This window comes from Arthrobacter sp. MYb221 (genome assembly GCF_002979835.1).
Classification (GTDB): Bacteria; Actinomycetota; Actinomycetes; order Actinomycetales; family Micrococcaceae; genus Glutamicibacter.
The window spans coordinates 20,003-35,804 of record NZ_PCPW01000010.1 but is presented as its reverse complement, the minus strand read 5'-3'; the positions used below and the strand labels follow the sequence as shown (position 1 = coordinate 35,804).

Genomic DNA, 15,802 nt, shown 5'->3' with positions numbered 1-15,802 from the left:
ATGCGCCTACTCAATTACGTGCAGTGCACGCGGCAAACTCGTCCATGAGAACCGGAACACCGACGAATCCAGAGTTGCCAGGCCGTTTAGTTTGCTGAGGGTCTGCCCCACCAAGACGTGTCGGAGCCGCAGCCGGTGCCATCCCTCCTGGCGGCTTCGGCCAACAGCTCAGGTGGTGGCGGCCAGGAATCGATGATGTGAATTTCCAATGCCGTCATCGCGGTACCGTAGCGCACAACGGCCTCCAACAGGTGGGCGTCAGCATCGGGGATGCGCATGAAATAGAGCAGCTGCTGCCCGAGGTAGTGCGCAGTATGCTGGTGCCCGAAGATTTCACCGGTTGCAATGACCCGCTGGGCCAATGGATTCAGCAGCTCGCAGGTTGTCACCATATCCAGGCCTCGCACCAGGAATTCCGGGTGCCCGTGTGCGGTCAGTCCGACGGTGTAGCCGAAGGTCTTGGTCGGGTCGGGGTTTTCGATGAATTGCACCGCGTTGCCGTACATGCGAATCGTGTTTGTGATCTGCAGTTCGACTTCTTCGTTTGAAAATCCATCACATTGCAAGCACATGTCTGGTCTCCTTGGGCTTCGTCCTATTGACACTCCAAGTGTTGACCCGCAGCTGAGCTTGGCGACAAGCAACTCGAAATTTGTGGATAACTCCGGCAGCAACTCCGGGCAACTTTCGATTGCTGGCGACTCGCCGTGAGTTCAAGAGCACCGTCGGCCGACCGAGCGGCACCTCCCCAGCACAGCTACCGGCAAGCGATCCACGGTGGTGGGAACCGCGTAGTGATCATCGGCCTGGCTGCGCGTTCGCGCCTTCGAGCTCAACGCCGGAATGCTGGAAAGGCGCCTTCCCAAACGACTGGGTTCGGGCAGCAACCCCTGAGGTGGCCGGAGCTGACCGGTCCGCTAGCTGCCACCGATACAGGCACGGCAAGTCGAGGCGCCATGCCAAGCCGAAGAGCCGAATCTTCCAGAGGTAATATGGCCAGCCTGGCTCGCGCCCGGAGCCGAAGCCGACGCGCTATTTCACCGGAAAACTGGAAGGGAATAGTTCGTTGGTGGGGCGCCGTTTAAAGTCGCTCTCGGTGAACGAGGCGATGTATTTCTCCATGAACTCTTGGGCCCGCGACTGGTAGTCGCTGGTGTCCACGGTAGTGATTTCACCACCCTGGACGATTGTTTCCCCTGCCACCACCACACGGGAAATATCCCGGCCATCACCATTCATGACGAGCGTGCGAATCGGGTCAGCGTGCGGCCCTACGTGAGTGCCGTCCAAGTCCATAATGAAGTAGTCAGCCTGGGCGTCGACGGCCAGCCTACCCAGATCATCCCGTCCCAGTGCCCGGGCAGGTTCCAGGGTGGCCGCACGGTACAGGTCCTCGGCCTGAGCGCTGGAACGATCCGCCGTGAGCGTCTTGGTCATGGCCATGGCCAGGTCCAGCGCGTGAATCATATTCGGTGGCGCCGAATCGGTTCCCATCACTACACGAACACCTTTGTCGCGATAGGCATCAAAATTATCAAGGCCACCGCCATAGTGGGCCGTGGGTATCGGGCAGTAAACGACCGACGTGCCGTTTGCAGCCAGGCGCGAGATGTCATCCCCACTGCCGAGTTCGGCCGGCATGTGCCGATGGCCAGGGACCGTCCACGCATGCGGGATGAAGGTTCGTTCCTTGAGGAACCCGATGTCGTCCAGATAGGGAATCGAACGCTTTCCCGTACGTTGATAGATGATCTCCATTTCGCCTAGCCCCTGCGCCGCATGCAGCCGGACCGGAACATCCAACTCATCTGCCGCAGCCCGCGTCATTTTCAGGGTGCGTTCGGTCTGCGTTTCGATACGGGCCGGCAGCAGGGCTGCCCGGATCAATCCGTTGGCCGTATCTTCGAAATCCTCGGCAAACGTCACCGCTTGGCGCAAGCCTTCGATGCCCTTGGCTTCGTCAGCAAATAGTTTGACCACTCTCCCGTCGGTATAGGGCACCAACGCACGGTAGCTCGGCCCCAGATAGGCACGAAGGCCCAGCTGTCGAACGGCCTGAGCCAGCTGGGCCATGTCTTCGTAGTCTTCGCACCACGGTTTGTAGGTTTCGGCCGCAATCGGCATGACCGTGGTGATGCCATTGCGCACCAACTGGCTGAGCGCATATTGCCGGCGGAACATTTCCTCTTCCTCGGTGAAAACCGAGCCATGTTGCTTCAAGTAGGTTTCAGACCAGACCAGCCCGAGCCGCCGATCGCGAGCTGGCCACGAGTCGAACAAGGCGTGATCGATATCGGCTAAAGCGTTCATATCAATGAATCCCGGCGACAGAATCGCGTGCCCGGCATCCACCTCGACATCAACGCGCCCTTGGTAGCCCCGACCCACGAAGATGATGCGTTCTTCTTCGTGAACCAGTTCACCCTGCGGCCATATACAGTGGTCCCCCGCTTCAAAACCAATGACAAAGGACGCCTTCACACGGGTAATCTGTCCCATTTAATCGATGCTCCTTCTAGGTTCTTCTGCGCTGGCCGCTGCCGCGGGCCTCCGGGCCGGAAGCTCCGCGATCTACCCTACCCAACATCAGGTCATTTTGGGATACTAAAGTGATCACGCCTTAAGGAAAACCGGCCGCTCAGCGCGCCGCTTTGTTGTCACAGCAAACACTGGAATGCCTTGTATGCGACAGGTCTTAGCGCCAAGACTTGCATTCTAAATTGCTTAATTTTGGTATTCCATATGGTTTTCTTGACCGGAGATCCATAGGATGGATCCCAGCAGACCCAAGGAAAGGGAGCACCCATGTGCGAACACGATCACACCTCCGGCCCAGTGCCACAATCACAGCTTCAGCGCCGACACGTCCTCGCCGGAGCCGCGGCCCTGGCGGGACTCGGGCTCGCGAGCATGATTCCATCCCCGGCGCATGCAGCAAAAACCAATGGCGATACGGCGCCGGCGGCTCGGCGGGCGAATTCAACGCATCCAGCACCGGTGATTATCAAAGGAGGCACACTCATCGATCCGACCACGGGTCAGGTAACCGAAGATGCCGTAGTCGTTCTCGCCGAAGGCAAGGTCCAAGCGGTGGGCGACCGCGCGTCCACCCGCCGAGCGGTCGCCGAGTACCGCAATTCGGCGACCACAATCGAGGCTGCAGGAAAGTTCATCCTGCCCGGCTTCGTCGACGCCCACGTCCACGCCCAGACCTTTGAAGATGCCTCGCTGATTCTCAGCCACGGGGCCACCACGGTACGCAGCGGATCGACCAGCTTCTACCAGGACATCGCGCTGGCCCAGATCCCGAAATACGCCGCCGGACTCAGCCCACGCATGCATGCTGCGGGTCTCTTCGTCTCGCCTGACCAATCCGACTCTATTCTCGCCGACCCAGATCTGGCTCCACTGGCTTCCTCTCGCCACCAATTGACCACCGTGTCGGAACTGGCGCATCTGACCAAAGTCAATATCAGCCGGGGAGCTACCGTGATCAAGACCCGCGCCAATCCCCGGGCGGGCCTTGCGGATCAAGATCCCCTGGAGCTGGTCTATGATCGCGAACAGCTGGCTGCCATAGTCCATGCGGCCAAGGGTGCCGGGGTTTTATGCCACAGCTATAGCGCAAAGGCAATTGCCGGAGCCGTAGCCGCCGGCGTCCAAAGTATCGAACATGGCGTCTTCGTTGACGAGAAAACACTAGCCAGCATGGCAGGCAAGGGAACGTACTTCACCCCGACTCTCTTCGGCATTTCGGGCATGGCCCAGTCCAGCGATCCGGTATTGGCCGAACGCGGCCGCGAATACGCCCCGATCCTGGCCAAAGCCGTGGGGGCCGCCGACGAGTTGGGCGTCACTGTCATCGCCGGCACCGACTCCTTCGGCACGGATGTGACCGCGATTGGCGACGAAGCCAATTCCTTGGCCAAAGCTGGCCTTAGCCAGCTGAAGGCATTGCAGTCCATCACCACTGCGCCCGCGCGGATGCTCGGCGTGCACAAGCAAGGTGTGGGTCGCCTGGTCCACCGTGGCGTAGCGGATCTAGTCCTTCTGGGAAGCAACCCGTTGGAGCGGTCCACGGCTCTTTCGGATGTTCAATTGGTCGTCGCCCAAGGAGCCATTGTGCGCAACGACGCGGCCTGACACTACTGAAAACAACGGGTGTCCGGACTCTTCCGAACACCCGTTGCGTTTAGTATCCAATCCGAAAACAGCATCCCACCGCAGTTCCCTGGCAAAGCCACTGGCAGGGCTCAGACATAGTCAGTCCCGTTCCATCCGCACACCGGTCTGCACGTCGCAGGATTGCTCATCGATTGCGCTGGATCCGTACCGGCATCTCCGAAGCAGCTTCGAATTCACCGCGCTGGCATCTGACTAGTCTGTCCAGACCACCGCCCAGCGACACGACGCACCAGCCACCGAAGCAAAACGCCCCGGTGGCTTGTGCATCTCCAGACGCTGAAGCGCAGCGGTTTGCTGGCTAATCGTTGGCAGGCTCTTCATGATCGGTAGGGGTATGGATGATGTCCACGTACAAGTCCTGGTTGCCCTCTTCGGGGTAGCTGCGGTAAGTGAATTCGTCGCCGGTCAGCGCAGTGATTTCCGACTCTCGCTCGAACAGGGTTTTGCCAGCATCATCTTTGGCCACGATATGGCGGGTCTTACCATCCTCGGATACGGTCCAATCACCGTGCATTTTCGGTTCATCATCCAGGGTGTACATGGTGAACTCGCCACCGTCTTTGAAGTAGGCATAGCCCACATAGTTCTTGGCCGTCTCGTCGGTCAGCGCAACGTTATTGCCGTCCTGGTCCACCGCGCCTGTGGTCTGCCAAGCCGTGGCGGACAACACTTGTGACGGGTTCTGGGTGACAGATTCGGAGGGCGTCGAGCTGGACGCTGGGGCTTCGGTGGCCGCGCCGCTGCTGCAGGCGGCCAACAGGCCCATGGCCAGGACTGCGGAGCCCATAGCGGTGATTGCCTTGGATGGCTTGGATTTGATGTTCATGTTGATCCTTTGATCTGCGGTTTTCTTTGCTGCTTTAATCCTGCTAGAAGTTGCTCGTGCCAACATCTAGCAGGTGGCTATCAAGAAATAGCCAAATGGGGGATATCGGAAAGTAAGATACGAATCTATGAATACTGTCGAGCAGGTTGAACGCCGTGGGATCCTAGGGCAAATGCGGCGTCTTGACCGTTGGCTGCATCTCATCTTCGCGATCCTCGTGATTTCCAGTGCGTTGCGCTATCACGAGCGTCATGATCTGTTTTCCGACGGATTGCCGGTTCTATTGGGTACGCTCGCGCTGGTGCTTGCATATGCCCTGCGGCCACTGGCGACCCGGCATCGCTGGGGCATGGCCTGGAGTCTGGTTGTGGTTCTGCTCTGGGCCACGCTGGTCATCCTTGCGCCGAGCTTCGCTTGGTGTTCGGTACCCATCGCTTTTGCGGTATTGCAGGTGCTGCCCTTCAAGCTGGCTGCTGTCGTCGTCTGCTCGATGATGCTCACGATAACTGCCGGCTGGCTTCGAGTAGGTACGGCCATCGATCCGACGCTCGTTGTCGGCCCGATCGGCATTGGACTGGTCACGGTCATTGCGTACCGTGAATTGGAGCGGGAGTCGAGTGCCAGGGCGAAAGCCGTCGATGACCTGCTCCAAGCCCAGGCGGATCTGGCTAGCGCCGAACGGCGCACCGGTGCGGTGGCCGAGCGTGCCCGCCTTTCACGCGACATCCACGATTCAATCGGACAGGATCTATCCAGCATCAATCTCTTCTTGCTGGCCGCCGAGCAATCCTGGGGCAGTGAGGTGGCCCGCGAGCGGGTGCGTACCGCGGCGCAGACCTCGCGCAGCGCGCTGGACGCGGTGCGCCGGGTAGTGCGGGATATGGCGGAGGAGTCCCTCAGCTCGCTGACTCCCGCATCGCTGCGCACCCAGTTGGAGCAGATCGTCGCGCAACCCTGCGCAAGTGCTCAGCTGGGGCTCCGCATTGAGGGACAAGCACGAAAAATCCCTGCCCCGCTGGCGGAAGCGGTGATCTACACGGTGCGCGGAGCGCTTGCCAACGTGCGCGACCATGCCGCGGCCGAGCGCGCCATGGTCACCTTGACCTTTGCGGATGAGGCGCTGCTGGTCGACATTCGGGACGACGGCAGGGGCTTCAACGCCCAAGCGAAATCCATGCCTTCGCTGCGCGGCCACGGGTTGCCGGGGCTCAAGACGCGTGCGCTGGCGCTAAATGGTACCTTTACCCTCGACAGTTCCCCCGGTGAGGGCACGACGCTGTCGGTAGTGTTCCCGTGGGAGGAAATATGATCCGCATTGCCTTAGTCGACGATCATCCAGTGGTCCGCGCCGGGCTCGTCGCCCTTCTGGACGCCGCCGAGGACATCGAGGTGGTTGGCCAGGGACATGACGCGCAAAGCGCTCTGCAGCTAGTCAGCGAGCAAGCTCCCGATGTGGTGCTGATGGATCTGCACTTGGGTTCTGGCCCGGGCGGCATTGAAACGACCCGCTCGCTGCGCGCCCTGCCCAACCCGCCGCAGGTACTCGTGCTGACGACCTATGACACCGAAAGCGACATCCTCAAGTCGTTGGAGGCCGGCGCCCTGGGCTACCTGCTCAAGGACACTCCCCCAGCTCAACTATTTGCCGCGGTGCGTTCCGTGGCGCGCGGGGAGACGGTGCTAGCTCCGCTGGCCGCAGCGACCTTGGTCAAGCGCAACGCCAACTCGGCCCCGCAGATCACCGCCCGCGAGGTCGATGTGTTGGAGCTCCTTGCCGAGGGCAAGAGCAACAAGGAGATCGCCAAGTCGCTATTCGTCTCCGAGGGCACGGTGAAGTCCCACCTGGCGCACATCTACGCCAAGCTTCAGACCGATTCGCGCGCCGGCGCGGTGGCCGCGGCGATCGCCCAGCGCATTATCCGCCGCGCCTAGCGCCCTGCGATCACTGCGACCTTTGAAGCGGCGCACCGCCGCTGCCTCAACGATCTGCCGTGCCTCCAGCAGCAAAATGGCAACTTACCTCATCCCCAACGGACCTTGCATCGCATAGCAGCGTAGTACGAAGGGCTATCCCAAGGTCCTTCGTGCAATCTTCCAAGCACTCAGTCTCCGCGCGGGCCACTTGCAGACCGTTCCAACGCCGCGCCCCGGAGCTGGCGCTCGACGCGAATATCATCAGCAGGGACTTTAGCTTCAGCGCTAACTACGTGAACTTGGCCTTAGCCCTTGCATTGCGAAACCGTTGCTCGAAACGTACAGCTACCGATGAAATGCATTCAAATTCCGCGTAATGATATTTCTTTTTCATTATGCGATAGGCCATGATCGTAGTAGGGCTAGGAAACAGGGACCCAGAGGGCTTCTCGCAGGATCCCCAAAGCAACAACTGCGCACCCGATCACGCGGTGACACCACCGCTCCGCACCCAGGACCAGTCGTTCAGTATTCATTCAATGGAAGGTAGACATGGAAGCGTTGAGCATACAAACTATTGCACGCAATCTGCGCCAAGCGACGCGCACTGGCGTCGCCGTCTCGGCTGTCGGAGCAGGAACACTTGAACTAGATCTTGCCGTCGAGATCGCCGCGACTGGCCGCGCGCTAGCGATTGCTGAAGGCGAACGCGTAGTTGGATACAAAGTCGGCCTCACCGCTGCTGCAGTTCGTGAATCCTTCGAAACCGTAAACCCCGTTCAGGGGTACCTACTGGCCGGCACCCTCCTGCCAGCGGGCGGAACCCTAGACACCGGGAAGTTAAGAAACCCGCTGGTGGAAGCCGAGATCGCCTTCATCATCGGCGAACCACTCAATAATCCGAACGCAACCCTCGAAGACATCATCGCGGCGACCAAGGCCGTTGCGCCGGCCATTGAAATTGTGGACAGCCGCTGGAGCGGCGGCGCGGCAAATCTGTCCTTATTGATCGCCGACAACACGAATGCTGCTGCGGCTTTCGTGGGCGAACCGGTCCCCCTGCCAACGAACATTGCCGAGGCCACGAGCCTGCTCACCGTGGGAACTTCAAAGTACCCCGGTTCGACGGAGACCGTGTTGGGCAACCCGTTGGAGTCGGTAGCCTGGCTAGCACGCCATCTTGCAGCCGCCGGCGCCGGGCTCAGGGCCGGTGACATCGTCCTCAGTGGTTCAATGAACATCCCAGTTCCGCTGGGCTCTTCGAGCTCGGCAACCGCCACGATCGATTGTGCGGGGAGCGTCAGCGCGAACTTCCGCTAGAGCCTTCGTCGCCGTTCATAGGCACTCGTCCGGAAGGCAACCTGCAATATTCACGCCGTCATTCGAGGCTCGACTAGCCGGTGCTATGGCAGCCGCTCAGCCACATCAAACCATGCGGCGGAAAGCCCAACCGGTCAGCGCTGGCGGCCGGTTGGGCCAACCAGATCAGCCCGTGCGTCCGCCTGCAACGCAGCCATTGATGAAGTAGCCGAAAACCGGCGAGGTGAACTTTCCGGTCCAGTTCGCGAGCCGGTCGACGGAGACAAAGCGAAGAGCCAATGCTCAGTAGCTGTTCGCTACGCCGAGGACCTCCAGTCCGTCGGCCACCACTCGGCCGTCGTGGATGACGGTGCGGTCATTGCTGCGGTCCATCACCGTGGAAACTACGGTCTCCCCCGCAAGCAGCACGAGATCCGCACGGTCGCCTGCCGCAACACCCGGGCGGTCTGCCACAGAGGCCAGACGAGGCACGTCATGATCCATGATGGACGCGCCGCCGACCGTGGCCACCGCGAGGCAATGCTCGATCAGTTCATCTTGGCGATACCCGTTGACGAAAGCCAGCTGCCAGGTTCGATCCAGCAGGTCGCAATTGCCATAGGGGCTCCAGTAGTCGCGCTGTCCATCTTCGCCTAGACCAAAGCGCACGCCTGCCTCGGTCAACTGCACCAAGGGGAGATGATTGGAGGTGTTTGGCGCCACGGAGGTCATCGCGATATCTAGCTCGGCGAAGGTGTTGATCAGGCGGCGACTGGTGGCATCGTCGACGCTGCCCAGTTCATAGGCGTGGGAGATCGTGACCTTGCCCTGCATGCCCAGGGCCCGGGTTCGCTCCGCAATCAATTCGGCGGAGAACACCCCCTGGGTGCCGCGCTCGTGCAGGTGGATGTCGATTTCGGTATGGTATTTTTCGGCCAGGCCGAAGACCACGTCGAGATGGCGGACCGGATCGCGATCCAGTTCGCACGGGTCGATGCCGCCCATCACGTCGGCTCCAAGCTTCAGCGCCTCCTCCAGGTACTTTTCGGTACCTGCTTCGAGCAAGATGCCTGCTTGCGGGAAAACCATGATCTGTACGTCAGCCTCGTTGGCGAATTTCTCCTTGGCGGCTGCCACTGCCTCATACTTTTCCAGCTTGCAGTCCACATCCACCTGGGCATAGGAACGCACGCGCGTGGTGCCGCGAGCGATCATGCGTTCCAGCGTGCCGGCCACCCGTTCGGTGATGCCGATTTCTGCGTTTCTCCAGTTCTCCCGGTCATTGCTCATCATGCCCCAGACTCCGGGCCGGCCCGTGTGTTCACGGAACGGCAGCCCGATCCGGGTTGAGTCCAAGTGCACATGCACGTCGGAGAATGAAGGGATGAGTATGCGTCCGCCGCCAACCACGTCCCCGGCCTCCAGCTGGCGCTTCGGGTCATGCGCGGTGACTGCGGCGATTATTCCATCCTTGACCAGGATGTCACTGGCGGGCCGGCCCCAGGGGCGGGCATTGCTGATAAGCACGACGTAGGTTTCCTTCGGTGAAATGTGAAAATTTAGATGACTTGCTTCAGGGTATCGTCAGCCACTCTGGGCCATAGCCAGTTGCGCTTCGGGAAAATGGCAGGCCATCTGGCCTGTGGGGACTTCGCGAGCGCAGCGCTGGCGTCCTGGCTCATCTAGCAGCAGGTATGCCGGACAGCGGGTGCGGAATACACACCCCGAGGGCGGATCGCTGGGCGAGGGCAAGTCTCCGCGCAATCTAATGCGCTCGGTCAGATTGGCCTCCAGATCCACGCTTGGCACGGCTGAAAGCAGCGCCCGGGTGTAGGGGTGGCGCGGATCAGCGAACAGCTCGCGGGCCGGTGCCTGCTCCATGATCTTGCCCAGATACATCACCGCGACCTCATCAGCCATGTGCTTGACCACGGCCAGATCATGGGCGATGAAAATGTAGGAAACTCCGGTGTCGGCTTGGATATCCTTGAGCAAGTTCACTACCTGGGCTTGCACCGAGACATCCAGTGCGGAGACCGGCTCGTCGCATATCACCACGTCTGGATCCAGGGCGAGGGCGCGAGCAATGCCGATGCGCTGGCGCTGGCCGCCGGAGAATTCATGGGGGAAGCGATTGGCGTGCTCGGGGCGCAGGCCCACCCGGTTCATCAGGTCTGCGACCTTCGCCTTGATGCCCCCGGGAACCCTGATTCGTTGCTCCACCAATGGGGCGGCGATCGCAGCTCCAATGGACTGGCGCGGGTTCAAAGACGAAGCCGGATTCTGGAAGACCATCTGCACGCGGCGGCGGAACCCATCGAGCTGGCGTCCGCGCAGGCCACTGATTTCTTCCCCGTCGAGTCTGAAACTGCCGCTGGTGGGTTCCAGCAGTCGCATTAGCACCTTGCCGGTGGTGGATTTACCGCACCCCGATTCCCCCACGAGCCCCAGGGTGGTGCCGCGCTCAAGGGTGAAGCTCACCCCATCTACTGCCTTGACCGCACCGGTGGTCCGCCCAAGAACACCCTTGGTCGGGAAATGCTTGGCGAGGTTGTTGACTTCTAGTAAAGGGGTAGTCATGAACCGGCTCCGATCAGACTCGTATCGTCCAGCAAGTGCAATTCGTGGCCATGACAGCGCACCGCATGCGACCCGTCACTGCGCAGTTCGGGGCGGTGGTTCTGGCAGCGCCCGTCCGGAACCAGGCTGGCAAAATCGCAACGGTCCGCGAAGATGCATCCGGTTGGCAGAGACAACAGTGCTGGCGGCGCCCCCGGAATCGGGGTGAGCCGGTTGGCCTCGGTGGACAAATGCGGCATGGAGGCCATCAACCCCCGAGTGTACGGGTGGGAGGGACGCTGGAAGATTTCATGGACATTTGCCTCTTCCACGCATTGCCCGCCATACATCACCACCACACGCTGGCACAGCTGGGCCACCACGCCCAGATCATGGGTCACGAAGATAACCGCCGAGTTGGTTTCCGCTTGCAGCTCTGAAATCAGGTCCAGGATCTGGGCTTGGACGGTCACGTCAAGAGCCGTTGTCGGTTCGTCGGCAATCAACAGCTCCGGTTCACACACCAACGCCATCGCGATCATGGCTCGTTGCCGCATACCACCGGAAAATTCGTGCGGATAACTATCCACCCGACGCTTGGGGTCTGGGATTCCAACCCGGCCGAGCATGTCGATGGCCACCTGGCGAGCGGTCTTTCGGGAGACCCTGTTATGCACCCGGTAGGCCTCGGCAATCTGCGAGCCGACGGTGTAGAAAGGGTGCATCGCAGAGAGCGGGTCCTGGAAGATCATGCCCATTTTCTTTCCACGATAGGCGCGCATGGCATCTTCGCCTAGCGGCAGCAGGTCGGTTCCTTCGAACAGCACTTGCCCCTCCACCTGGGCGCTGGATTCCTTGAACAGTCCCATAATCGCCTGGCTGGTCACGGATTTGCCGGAGCCCGATTCCCCGACCAGGCCCACCGTTTCGCCTCGGCCAAGAGTTAGTTCCATGCCGTTGAGCGCGGCGACCATTCCGTCATCGGTGGGAAACTTTACGGTCAGCTCGTTGACCGTCAGCAGCGGTTCCAATTAATTCACCCGTACTCTCGGATCGATAAACGCGTAGGACACGTCCACAATGACATTGAAGAAGATGATGAAGAATGCCGCCAACATGGTAATTGCCATCGTGACCGGCAGATCTCCGCTGGTGGCCGCGTGCACCGCGGTGAATCCGAGTCCGGGCACCGAAAAGATCTGTTCGGTGAGCACCGCTCCGCCCAGCAGCGAGCCGAGATCCAAGCCCAGCATCGTGATGATCGGGGTGATTCCGGCTCGCACACCGTGCTTGAAGACAATTCTCCTTCGCGACAGCCCCTTGGCCCGCGCCGTGCGCATGAAATCCTCGGCGAAGGTTTCGATCATGTTGTTACGGGTGATGCGCACATACTGAGCCGAGAATAAGACGGCCAAGGCAACCCAGGCCAGAAAATAATTGGCCACCCAGGCACCGAAGCCGGCTTCGCCCCACGGTGCCACGATTTGGTTGGTGGTGAACGGTAGCCAGCCCAGAGTTCCGACGAATACCAGCAGCAGTACCAAACCGGTAACCGGGATGGGTAGCGAAACTCCAATGGAGGCCGCCCCGACGATAACCCGGTCGGCCAGCCTGCCCTTGCGCAGGGCGGCGAACAGCCCGAGCCCGACACCCACAATGGTCCACAGCAGTACTGCCCCGACCGCCAGTGAGAGGGTATACGGCAAGGCGTTGGCGATCATATCCGTGACGTTCTCATTGGTCTGGAAGCTCTTGCCCAAGCAAGGCCAGGCACAGAATTGTTCAGCCCCCGCGGCGCCGAGCAAACGCGGTCCAACCAGACCGGAGAGGAAGGCAACATACTGGACGAAGAACGGTTTATCCAGGCCCAACGCGACCCGCGCCTGCTCAACGCGTTCGGGGGTGCACTGCTGCCCGCAGGCCGCCGAAGCGGGATCTGCCGGACCGAAGTGGAAGAGGGTGAAGGTGATGAAGCTGACCGTGAGCAGCAACAGCAGCATCGCGCCGAGCCTGCGCAAGAGGAAACTGACCATGAGCGTGTTCCTTACTGAGCGACGCCGACCGAGTTCAGGTCAATGGCACCGAAGAAGTAGCCAACCTGTGCATTTCGGATATTGGATCCGACCACCGAATTCGTGTAGCTGTGAATGGTAGGGACCAGCGGGTAGTCGGCCATGACTTCGTTGTAGAGCTCAGACCATTTGGCCCCAAGTTCCTCAGGAGTGCCGTTCGCGCCGCGCAGTTCATGCATTTTCTTGGACAATTCCTCATCGAAGTATCGCGGAATATTGCTAAAGCCGTAGGTCTTGCCGTCCAGGGAAGGGCCCAGATTCGGATCAACGGTCATCCGGGCCGAGGACGAGTCGGCCCCGCCGCACCAGCCGGAACGGGCGATATCCGGCATGCCCTCACCGGCCAAGGTGGAGTAGTAGTTGGCGGCTGGGATTGGACGCAGCTCCAGAGCGATTCCAATTTCCTTCAGGTTCTGTTGCAGCACGGTGCCGATGTTCTTATAGCGCTCAACGGAGTTTGCATATCCATAGACCAGCTTCTTCGGAAATTCCTTGCCCTCCAAGAGGGCCTTGGCTTCCTGAAGCTTCGGGGTGCCATCGGCCGACAAGTCCGTGCGCTGCTCGGTGACTCCAACCATCTGGTCGGTCAATTGGCTGGTTACCAGTTCGCCGAAACGCGCGCCGCCATACTGGACTTGGATCGCTGCACGGTCCATGGCTAGAGCGATGGCCTTGCGAACTTGCGGGTCCTCAACGGTTTCGGTATTCAGACCCAGTACGTCGATGCACCCCAGGAAACCGCCGGCCGTGCGTTCTGCGACCTTCGGGTCGTTCAGGCTTGCGGCATCCGAGGCTTGCATGGCCCCATTAGAATCCAGGGTGATGGCGTTCGGGTCGGCATCTGAAATGAGTTTCTGCGAGATAGTGGACTGCGAGCTTGACAGGCTGAAGCTGAAGCTGTCGGGTAGGGCCGAGCGATGCTGGTCGGTGGCCGGGTCCCAGTTTTCGTTGCGCACCAGAATCAACTCGCGGCCACGGTCATAGTTCTTGATCTTGTAGGGTCCGGAGGATACTGGATGGTTGGTGTAGTCCTGCTTGGTGTCCTTTTCCTCCGGTACCGGAGCGGTGTTGGAACGCGAGACCAAGGCCGGGAACTCCGCGAACGGCTGTTTCAGGTGGAAAATAATGGTTCGGTCATCCGGGGTTTCAATGGCTTCGAGATCCCCATCGGAGTACGGCCCCTTGTAGCCTTCGTCGGTCAGCGCCGAGTTCAGTTCCTGCGGTGCCTGCGTGTACACGTCGCGGGCGTAAGTGCGTTCGACGCCGTACTTGATGTCTTCTGCTGTAATAGGCGAACCGTCCTCGAACTTTAGTCCTTCTTGGAGGGTGTAGGTCCAAGTCAGCCCATCCTCGGATACCGTTCCAGTATCCGTGGCCAGATCCGCAACAATTTCCGGAGGTTGGCCTGCGGTTTCCTTCGCCATAGTCAGGGTCCGGTAATACAGCTGCCCCACATTGGCGGTCTGCACGTAGTTCGAGTTCCCCGGGTCCAGCGTCGCGAAGTCTGAGGACATCAGAACGTTGATGTTGCCGCCCTTTTCGGCGAAGTCCGGCTGAACAACTACCGGCGCGTAGGGGTCCGATGGCGCCCCTTCGGATCCTTGCTGCCCCTTGGCCCCGCCGGCGCACCCGGTCAAAGCCAGGGATATGACCACCGCGGCGGATAATAGTTTGGTAGCTCGCGAAAGCATTAGATTCCTCCTCAGGATCATTGGGAGCGAGTGGTGATGGTGGTTATTGGGAATTAGCGCGAGGACTTGGGGTCCAGCGCATCGCGCAGTGCGTCACCCAGAATATTGAAGGCCAGAACCGTGATGATCAGGGCAATGCTGGGTACCGCCAGGAACCATGGGTCCGACAGATACCAGTTGCCGGCCTGTGCCGCGTTGAGCATCTGCCCCCACGACGGAGTGGGGTCTTTAACGCCTACGCCGAGGAACGAGAGCGCCGCTTCGGCGGTGATGTTGGTGGGGATCATCATGGTGGCATAGACCAGCACGACGCCGGTGACGTTCGGGACGATTTGTTTGAGGATCATCGACTTGTTCTTGGTGCCATAGGATTTGGCAGCTTCGATGTATTCCTGCTCTCGGATCATTAGCACCTGGCCTCGGACCACGCGGGCCAAGTAGGCCCAGCCGAAGAAGCCAAGGACTATCACCAGCGAGGCAATCGGCACGAATGATCCGCTGCCCAGATCGGTGCCCGCCAGCCGGGATTGCATGATCGGTGCGATGGACAGCACCAGTAGAAGATGAGGGAAGGCGAGAAACAAGTCCATGATCCGGCTAATGATCATATCGACTTTGCCACCGAAGTACCCGGCGGTCGCCCCGAGAACGGTGCCCAGCACCACCGAAACTAAGGTGGAGAGCAATGCGATGACCAGCGAGACCTGTGCCCCATAGGCCAGGCGGGCGAACAGGTCCCGTCCGAGACCTGGTTCGACACCGAGCCAGTGCTCTGCGCTGGGATACATGTACTGCGGCAGCGGAAGCCCCGGGTTATAAAAGCCGTCGAGGACCTCCGGTGACGTGTTGGTGGTGTGGGGATCTTGGCCTTCTATGGCTACGAGCACCGGTGCCAGGACCGCGAACAGGATCATAGCGATCACGACGACCAAGCTTGCCATAGCAATCCGGCTTCTGCGGATGCGCATCCAGGCGGTGGCAATCAGCGAACGGCCGGTGGGTACCGATTTGGCTGCCGCTGGCTTCGGAACCGTTGTGGTCATGGCCAACCCCCTTTGCGATTGAGTGATCTAGGTAACAAGAAAACCGTATACCAAAAAAGGGAAATTTGGAATACCAAAATAGACAATAGTCGGGAGTTCAGCATCTGGATTTCGATATCTGCACACAAATACGGCAGAAGTCGCAAAATTCAACGGCCGCAAAACCGTGGATAAATTTCACGAATCTTATGGGCTAGAGAGGCCAGTGATTCG

At 60.2% G+C, this 15,802-nt stretch carries 13 protein-coding genes; 4 read left to right on the top strand and 9 right to left on the bottom strand.

Translation table 11 applies throughout. The features are described from left to right. Positions 1-86: 86 nt before the first annotated feature. Both CQ015_RS12740 and CQ015_RS12735 read right to left on the bottom strand, forming a co-directional pair. Positions 87-572: a DUF4262 domain-containing protein gene (locus tag CQ015_RS12740; protein ID WP_219844311.1), complete on the bottom strand. Its 486-nt coding sequence runs from the start codon at positions 570-572 to the stop codon at positions 87-89. A gap of 460 nt (positions 573-1,032) precedes the next feature. Beyond that, the gene (locus tag CQ015_RS12735; protein ID WP_105650263.1) at positions 1,033-2,499 is read right to left on the bottom strand and encodes a chlorohydrolase family protein; all 1,467 of its coding nucleotides are present in this window, start codon (positions 2,497-2,499) and stop codon (positions 1,033-1,035) included. Between the two features lie 306 nt (positions 2,500-2,805). Here CQ015_RS12735 and CQ015_RS12730 point away from each other — a divergent pair, with 306 nt between their 5' ends. After that, positions 2,806-4,143 carry an amidohydrolase family protein gene (locus CQ015_RS12730; RefSeq protein WP_105650262.1) on the top strand — a complete coding sequence of 446 codons (1,338 nt, stop codon included), beginning with the start codon at positions 2,806-2,808 and terminating at the stop codon, positions 4,141-4,143. 340 nt (positions 4,144-4,483) lie between these two features. On the opposite strand, the gene CQ015_RS12725 is transcribed toward CQ015_RS12730, so the two are convergent. Continuing rightward, the gene (locus tag CQ015_RS12725) at positions 4,484-5,011 is read right to left on the bottom strand and encodes a DUF4822 domain-containing protein (protein WP_219844310.1); all 528 of its coding nucleotides are present in this window, start codon (positions 5,009-5,011) and stop codon (positions 4,484-4,486) included. 127 nt (positions 5,012-5,138) lie between these two features. Here CQ015_RS12725 and CQ015_RS12720 point away from each other — a divergent pair, with 127 nt between their 5' ends. From CQ015_RS12720 to CQ015_RS12710, 3 genes are all read left to right on the top strand, one after another. Continuing rightward, positions 5,139-6,320, top strand: a complete 1,182-nt coding sequence (locus tag CQ015_RS12720; RefSeq protein WP_219844309.1) for a sensor histidine kinase — start codon at positions 5,139-5,141, stop codon at positions 6,318-6,320. Beyond that, the gene (locus tag CQ015_RS12715) at positions 6,317-6,943 is read left to right on the top strand and encodes a response regulator transcription factor (protein WP_105650261.1); all 627 of its coding nucleotides are present in this window, start codon (positions 6,317-6,319) and stop codon (positions 6,941-6,943) included. Before CQ015_RS12720 ends, CQ015_RS12715 begins: the two co-directional genes overlap by 4 nt. 543 nt (positions 6,944-7,486) lie before the next feature. Further along, positions 7,487-8,245, top strand: a complete 759-nt coding sequence (locus CQ015_RS12710) for a 2-keto-4-pentenoate hydratase (RefSeq protein WP_181150417.1) — start codon at positions 7,487-7,489, stop codon at positions 8,243-8,245. A gap of 282 nt (positions 8,246-8,527) precedes the next feature. Here CQ015_RS12710 and CQ015_RS12705 read toward each other — a convergent pair whose 3' ends face one another. From CQ015_RS12705 to CQ015_RS12680, 6 genes are read right to left on the bottom strand one after another with little or no spacing between them, the layout of a single operon-like run. Next, positions 8,528-9,751, bottom strand: a complete 1,224-nt coding sequence (locus CQ015_RS12705; RefSeq protein WP_105650259.1) for an amidohydrolase family protein — start codon at positions 9,749-9,751, stop codon at positions 8,528-8,530. Positions 9,752-9,808: 57 nt separating this feature from the next. Then, positions 9,809-10,804, bottom strand: coding sequence for an ABC transporter ATP-binding protein (locus tag CQ015_RS12700; protein WP_105650258.1), 996 nt, complete (start codon positions 10,802-10,804; stop codon positions 9,809-9,811). Next, positions 10,801-11,814 (bottom strand): ABC transporter ATP-binding protein, encoded by a 1,014-nt coding sequence (locus CQ015_RS12695; RefSeq protein WP_258138473.1) that lies wholly within the window; start codon positions 11,812-11,814, stop codon positions 10,801-10,803. Before CQ015_RS12695 ends, CQ015_RS12700 begins: the two co-directional genes overlap by 4 nt. After that, complete coding sequence (locus tag CQ015_RS12690) at positions 11,815-12,816, bottom strand: ABC transporter permease (RefSeq protein WP_105650257.1); 1,002 nt, start codon at positions 12,814-12,816, stop codon at positions 11,815-11,817. It lies immediately after the preceding gene. A gap of 11 nt (positions 12,817-12,827) precedes the next feature. Further along, positions 12,828-14,546, bottom strand: coding sequence for an ABC transporter substrate-binding protein (locus tag CQ015_RS12685; protein WP_105650256.1), 1,719 nt, complete (start codon positions 14,544-14,546; stop codon positions 12,828-12,830). Between the two features lie 53 nt (positions 14,547-14,599). Next, positions 14,600-15,589, bottom strand: a complete 990-nt coding sequence (locus CQ015_RS12680; protein WP_105650255.1) for an ABC transporter permease — start codon at positions 15,587-15,589, stop codon at positions 14,600-14,602. Positions 15,590-15,802: the final 213 nt, after the last annotated feature.

Excerpts from the sequence above, each read along its gene's own strand:
- CQ015_RS12740 (WP_219844311.1), bottom strand. The coding sequence starts at position 572 with ATGTGCTTGCAATGTGATGGATTTTCAAACGAAGAAGTCGAACTGCAG.
- CQ015_RS12735 (WP_105650263.1), bottom strand. The coding sequence starts at position 2,499 with ATGGGACAGATTACCCGTGTGAAGGCGTCCTTTGTCATTGGTTTTGAA.
- CQ015_RS12730 (WP_105650262.1), top strand. The coding sequence starts at position 2,806 with ATGTGCGAACACGATCACACCTCCGGCCCAGTGCCACAATCACAGCTT.
- CQ015_RS12725 (WP_219844310.1), bottom strand. The coding sequence starts at position 5,011 with ATGAACATCAAATCCAAGCCATCCAAGGCAATCACCGCTATGGGCTCC.
- CQ015_RS12720 (WP_219844309.1), top strand. The coding sequence starts at position 5,139 with ATGAATACTGTCGAGCAGGTTGAACGCCGTGGGATCCTAGGGCAAATG.
- CQ015_RS12715 (WP_105650261.1), top strand. The coding sequence starts at position 6,317 with ATGATCCGCATTGCCTTAGTCGACGATCATCCAGTGGTCCGCGCCGGG.
- CQ015_RS12700 (WP_105650258.1), bottom strand. The coding sequence starts at position 10,804 with ATGACTACCCCTTTACTAGAAGTCAACAACCTCGCCAAGCATTTCCCG.
- CQ015_RS12690 (WP_105650257.1), bottom strand. The coding sequence starts at position 12,816 with ATGGTCAGTTTCCTCTTGCGCAGGCTCGGCGCGATGCTGCTGTTGCTG.
- CQ015_RS12685 (WP_105650256.1), bottom strand. The coding sequence starts at position 14,546 with ATGCTTTCGCGAGCTACCAAACTATTATCCGCCGCGGTGGTCATATCC.
- CQ015_RS12680 (WP_105650255.1), bottom strand. The coding sequence starts at position 15,589 with ATGACCACAACGGTTCCGAAGCCAGCGGCAGCCAAATCGGTACCCACC.